Raw genomic sequence first — 5,106 nt, 5'->3', positions numbered from 1 at the left:
GCCGCCCGCGAAGGCGGCCGCCAGGGTGCGGCCGGCGCGGTCGAAGGCCAGGCCGGTGACGGGCCGTCCGTTCGCCGGGGAGACCGCCACCGGGCGCGGCGCGGTGCCGCCGAGGTCCCACAGGGCGATCCGGCCGTCGGCCGTGCCCACCGCGGCCCGGTCGGCGGCCGCGGCGACGGCCGTCACCCGGGGGCGGTCCGGGCCGGGGGCGAGGTCGGTGCCGCGGCGCAGGTCCCAGAGCAGGATGCTGCCGGGCGGGGAGCTGATGCCGGCGGAGGTGACGACCGTCCGGTTGTCGGCGCCGACCGCGACGCCGAGGACGAAGGTCGGGTGGCCGCGCAGCTCCGCGGTGACCCGGCCGGTGGGCAGGTCCCAGACCCGGGTGGCCTGGTCGGCGCCGGCCGAGAGCAGGGTGGTGCCGTCGGGGGTGAGGGCCAGGGCGTTGACGGCGCCGAGGTGGGCGGGCGTCAGGTCGGTGGACGACCAGTCCGGGCCCGAAGACGACGGGCCCGGGGAGGACGGGCCTGCGGAGGCGGGCGGCTCAGCGGTGGGCGGTTCGGCGGCGGGGCTGCCGGGCACGGGTGACGCGACCCCGAAAGTGGACGACGCCGCGCCGACGCCCGGCGGGCGCCAGAGCCGGATGCCGCCGCGTTCGCTGCCGACCGCCAGCAGCCGGCCGTCCGCCGCGAAGGCGAGCGAGCGGGGGTCGGTCAGCCGTCCGGCGAACACCGCCGGCGCCTCCTGGCCGTCCCCCGTCGGCGGCGCGTCGAGGTCGCGCACCAGGACCGTGCCCTCGGTCGCCGCCGAGGCCAGCAGGTGGCCCGGGCCGAAGCCCAGCCCCTGGATGATCCCGGTGTGCCCGGTCAGCGTCCGCACCGGCGGGGCCGCGCCGGCGTCCGTGCGCCACACCCAGACCCGGCCCGGCAGGTCGCCGTCGCTGCTGCCCGCGGCGAGCAGGGCGCCGTCCCGGCTGAAGGCCAGCCGTTTGGCCACCGAGGTCTTCACGGTGACGCTGGGCGGCATCACCGGCGACGGCAGCTCCTGCCGGTCGGCGACCCGCCAGAGCACGATGCGCCGGCCCGGCTCGCGGGTGATCGCGGCGGCGAGCACGGACCCGTCGGGGCTGAACTTCACGTCCTGGACCGGCCTTCCCAGGTCATGGCCCTGCAACTCGGCGACCAGGGCCGTCGTGTGCGCGTCCCAGAGCGCCACCTGGCCCTGGGAGTCGCCGGTGGCCACCAGCCGCCCGTCGGGGCTGAGGGCGAGCGCGTTGACGCCCCAGGCGAAGCCCGGGATCCGCCCGGTCAGGTACTGCGCCTGGGTGCTCAGCACCGCGTCGTCGGCCGGCTGCCGCAGGTCCGCCGCGCCGGAGCGGGCGACGCGCCGGGCCTCCACCGCCGCGAGCATCGCCGCGTACGGGTCCTGGGCCGCGTTGCGCTGCGCCTCGGCGAGCAGCGCGCGGGCGAGGTTGGTGCGGTTCGCCGTGGTCGCGCGGTCCCGCTGCTGCCAGGCGAACCCGGCCGCCAGCAGCGCCGAGACCAGCAGCACGGCCAGCCCCGCCACCAGCTGACGCAGCGTCCGCACCCGGCGCCGCTCGGCCGCGCGCTCGTGCTCGGCCCGGGCGGTGGCGGCCGCCAGGAACTCCCGCTCCACCGGGGTGAGCAGTTCCTCGCCGGCGGGCTCCGCCGCCCACTCCCCGGCCAGCTCCAGCCGGCTGCCCCGGTAGAGCAGCGCGGCCTCGCGGCCCGCCGCCGCCCAGTGCTCGGCGTCCTGGGCGAGCTGCTGGTGCAGGCGCAGGCCGGCCCGGCCCTCCTCGACCCAGCCGCGCAGGCGCGGCCAGGCCCGCAGCAGCGCCTCGTGGGAGAGGCTCACGCCGGTCTCGTCGATGCTGAGCAGGCGGTCGGCGGCGAAGGAGTCCAGCACGTGGGCCGGCACCCGGCCGGCATTCGGCGGGTGCGGGGCCCGTGGGTGCGGAGCGGGCGGTGACCCGTCGCCGGGTGCGGGCAGGCCGGCGCCGGCCAGGGCGGCGCGCTCGACCCGGCGGCGCGAGGCCCGGCCGTCCGGCCCGAGGTGGACCAGCCGGAGCAGCACCCGGCGGGCGGTGGCACGCGCCTCGTCGTCCTCCAGCCGGGCCCAGGCCCGCTCGGCGGTCGCGGCGACCGAGCCGTGCAGTCCGCCGATGGCCCGGTAGCCGGCCAGCGTCAGCGAGCGGCCGGAGCGCTGCTGCCAGACCGCCCGCAGGGTGTGGGCGAGCAGCGGCAGGGCACCGGGGTCGTAGCCGCCCGCGGTGCCGGCGTCCTCCAGGCCGAGGTCGGTGGACATCAGCTCCAGCAGGCCGGGTTCGAGCTCCAGCCGGGCCGTCCGGGCGGGCCCGGTGATCGCCTCGGCCACCTCGGCGGCGCTCATCGGGCCGAGCGCGAGCTGGCCGCGCCGGACCGCGCGCAGCAGGCCCTCGTGCGCCAGGCAGTGTCCGTAGAGGTCCGCCCGGACGCCGAGGACCACCAGCCGGCCGCCGTCCGGGCCGGCCTCGCGGCAGAGCGTGTCCAGGAACGCGCGCCGTTCCGCGGGGTCGGCGCAGAGGGTGAACAGTTCCTCGGCCTGGTCCACGATCCACACCGGGTCCGGCCCGTCGGCGAGGCGGGCCAGCGCGTCGAGCGGGCGGCCGGTCGGGGTGAGGACGGCCGCCGGGGCGGGCCCGAGTCCGGCCAGGCCGCCGCGCCGGAGGGCGGGCACCAGCCCGGCCCGCAGCAGGGAGGACTTGCCGGCACCGGACGGCCCGACGACCAGCACCGGCCCGCCGCGGTCCGTCAGCCGCTCGGCGAGCAGGCCGAGCAGGACGGCGCGGGCCCGGTCGCGGCCGTGGAACCAGCGCTCGTCCTCGGGCCGGAAGGAGGCGAGCCCCGGGTACGGGCACTGCCCGCGCGTCGCCAGTCCCACCAGCGAGCCGCCGGCCCGCAGGGCGCGGTCGCAGGCGCGGGCGAACTCGGCGGTCGCCGGCTTGTCGCCGTTCTCCACCTTGCTGATGTGGCTCTTGTCGTAGTGCACCCGGCCGGCGAGGTCCGCCTGCGACAGGCCGGCCTCGCGGCGGAGCGTGCGCAGCACCGCGCCGAACCCGGCCCCGTCGAACCCTGCCTCGTCGGCCCCGGGCTCCGACGCCGGTCCCGTCAGGTCGCTCTCCGTGCTCACCGTCAGCCCCCGCTCCGTTCGGTCCCGATCGGTCAACGAGCCGGTGCGGGCCGGGACACGCGATGTCGGGCGATCCCCTCGGAGGAGTGAAACGGGCAGGTCAACGGGGTTGTCGGGATGTCCTGACCGGACGACAACAGGCAACAGGTGCGAGCGGCGCCGTTCCCGGGCCAAGCTCTCACCGGGCAGCGGATCGCCGGCCGACGCACCGTCGGATCCGGACGCTCCGTCACCACCCGAGAACCGCAGCAGAGGAGAACCCGACGTGAAGCTCCGACTCCGCCCGACCGCCCGCACCGCGCTCCGGCCGACGGCGGCGGCCGGCACCACCTCCGGCACGACCGCCGGCACGACCGACCGCACGGCGCTCCGCACTGCTTCCGGCGCTGCGTTCCGCCAGGCGCTCGGGGTGACCGCCGTCGCGGCCGCCCTGGTCTCCGCCCTCGGTACGGCGGCCCTCTGGCCGGCCGCGCCCGCCGGGGCCACCGGGGCCGGCCCGGAGGCGTACGCGGTGCGCGGCATCGACAGCTACCACGGCGACCACGGGCCGAAGGAGGACCAGGCCTTCGACTGGAAGGCGATCGCCGGCAGCGGTCAGTCCTTCGCGATGCTCAAGGCCACCCAGGGCACGGGCTTCACCGACGGCTGGTTCGCCCGGGACCTCGCCGGCGCGCGCTCGGCCGGCCTGATCCGCACCGGCTACCACTACTTCACGGCCGACCAGGACGGCGCCGCCCAGGCCGACCACTTCCTCGACGTGCTGCACCGCGAGAACTTCACCGGCACCGCGCCGGGCGAGCTCCCGCCGGTCCTGGACCTCGAACAGTGCGAGAAGGCGGGCCACCGGCTCCGGCTCGGGCAGGTGAAGGCCTTCCTGCAGCGGGTCCGGCAGGTCACCGGAGCCGACCCGATCGTCTACACCCGCAGGAACGTCGTGGACGAGTGCCTCGGCGGCACCGAGGAGCTGAGCGGCCACGCGGTCTGGCTCGCCCGCTACGGCACCACCCCGCCCCAGCCGCTGCCGGGCGGCACCGGGTGGGACTTCTGGCAGTACACCGACCGCGCGTCGGTGCCCGGCACCCCCGGCACCGTCGACGCCAGCGTCTTCCACGGCGACCCGGCCGCGCTGCGCCGGCTCGCCCACCAGGGCTGACCAGCCCCCCCCCCGGATCCAGCTCTCCCCCTTCCACCACCGCATGCCACAGGAGGCAGCACCATGAAGCACATCCGCCGTTCCGCCGTCACCGCCCTCGCCGCGGCCGTCCTCGGCTCGCTCGTCCTCACCGGGCCCGCCGTCGCCCTGCCGGTCGGCTCCCCGGCGGCTGCCACGGCGGCCGACCAGGCCGACGACGCGGCCGCCGTGGCCGATGCCGACGGCGGTGAGGCCGCCGACGCCGGGTCGGACACCGACCTCCGGGTCGCCGCCCCGAAGATCACCCGGGCCGAGGAGATCCGGCGCGCCAGGATCTGGCTCACCGACAACGGGGGCAAGGGCGTGCCCTACAGCCAGAAGAAGGTCTGGAAGGACGGCTACCGCCAGGACTGCTCGGGGTACGCCTCGATGGCCCTCAAGCTCCCCAAGTCGGGCCCGAACACGGTGTCGCTGAAGAACGACGGCTGGACCAAGCCCATCGCGATGTCCGACCTGCGGCAGGGCGACCTCGTCATCAAGGCCAACAGCAACGACCCGAACCACCGGCACGTCGTCATCTTCGACGGCTGGGTGGACGGCAAGCACACCTCCTACCGCTCCTACGAGCAGGCCGGCAAGGTCGGCACCCGCCACACCACCCACACCTACGGCCTGAAGTCCGGTGACGGCTACCACGCCCACCGGCCGGTCAACCTGGCGGACTGACGACCCGTCCCCGGTGGCCGGTGAATGTTCCGGCCGGGGAGCGAAAAGCCGTGGGCGCCAGG

At 77.1% G+C, this 5,106-nt stretch carries 3 protein-coding genes; 2 read left to right on the top strand and 1 reads right to left on the bottom strand.

All coding sequences use genetic code 11. The features are described from left to right. On the bottom strand, positions 1–3,186 hold a 3,186-nt coding region (locus ABZ885_RS35005; protein ID WP_360197962.1), incomplete at its 3' end, for a helix-turn-helix domain-containing protein. Positions 3,187–3,451: 265 nt separating this feature from the next. On the opposite strand from ABZ885_RS35005, the gene ABZ885_RS35000 reads away from it, so the two are divergent. Both ABZ885_RS35000 and ABZ885_RS34995 read left to right on the top strand, forming a co-directional pair. Next, positions 3,452–4,339, top strand: a complete 888-nt coding sequence (locus tag ABZ885_RS35000; RefSeq protein WP_360197959.1) for a glycoside hydrolase family 25 protein — start codon at positions 3,452–3,454, stop codon at positions 4,337–4,339. A gap of 63 nt (positions 4,340–4,402) precedes the next feature. After that, positions 4,403–5,044, top strand: a complete 642-nt coding sequence (locus tag ABZ885_RS34995) for a hypothetical protein (RefSeq protein WP_360197956.1) — start codon at positions 4,403–4,405, stop codon at positions 5,042–5,044. The last annotated feature ends 62 nt before the right edge of the window (positions 5,045–5,106 follow it).

This window comes from Kitasatospora sp. NPDC047058 (assembly GCF_040643935.1).
Classification (GTDB): Bacteria; Actinomycetota; Actinomycetes; order Streptomycetales; family Streptomycetaceae; genus Kitasatospora.
The sequence above is the reverse complement of the archived record's forward strand: the minus strand, read 5'-3'. Positions and strand labels throughout refer to the sequence as shown.

Bases quoted from the DNA above. Each gene is read 5' to 3' on its own strand.
- ABZ885_RS34995 (WP_360197956.1), top strand. From the start codon at position 4,403: ATGAAGCACATCCGCCGTTCCGCCGTCACCGCCCTCGCCGCGGCCGTC.